The organism is Campylobacter concisus (assembly GCF_002913045.1).
Classification (GTDB): Bacteria; Campylobacterota; Campylobacteria; order Campylobacterales; family Campylobacteraceae; genus Campylobacter_A; species Campylobacter_A concisus_AP.
In genome coordinates this window covers 1-631 of record NZ_PPAF01000027.1, presented here as the reverse complement: position 1 = coordinate 631, position 631 = coordinate 1, and the positions used below count along the sequence as shown (strand labels likewise).

The 631-nt window shown below is 46.3% G+C and carries 1 protein-coding gene; it reads right to left on the bottom strand.

Going from position 1 to position 631, the window contains the following annotated elements:
- A partial coding sequence (locus CYP43_RS03870; RefSeq protein WP_141089836.1) for a peptidase dimerization domain-containing protein occupies positions 1–631 on the bottom strand: 631 nt, incomplete at both ends.

Below are 631 nucleotides of genomic sequence, written 5' to 3'. Positions count from 1 at the left end.
TGTGTAAGAGGCAGCGCTTATCTCGTAGCTAAATTTGAGGTCACCGCTTAGGTCTTTTATAAAATTTCTAAGCTCTAAATTTAGCTCTTCAAGGCTTTTTTTATCGATATCTCGCAGATCAACGCCAAGCCTTGCCTCACCTGGCACGACGTTTAAAACGCCTGGTTTTGCATGCGCGTAGCCAACGGTTGCGACGGCTGTTTTTTTGTTTTTGGCAAATTTATTTGCAGCGATTATGATGTGTGAGGCGGCAAGCAGGGCGTCACTGCGCATATTCATAGGTGTTGCACCGCTGTGATCAGCTTTGCCCTGTATTGTTATCTCAAATCTAATTGGAGCTGCGATCCCGCTCACCACGCCAACGCTTATGCCGCTTCGCTCAAGCACTGGACCTTGCTCGATGTGAAGCTCAAGATCGGCGTGTAGGGAGTTTTCTTTTAAGATGGCTTCATCTAAATTTTGTGGTTTAAACCCAGCCGCACTCATCGCCTCAAAACGCGAGATGCCATCTTCATCTTTTAGCTCATGAAGCCTTTGCTGGCTTAGTTTGCCGCTTATTATCTTGCTGCCGATAGTGGCTGTCTTTAAACGGCTTGACTCCTCACAGCTACAATTTATAAGCAAAAGTGGG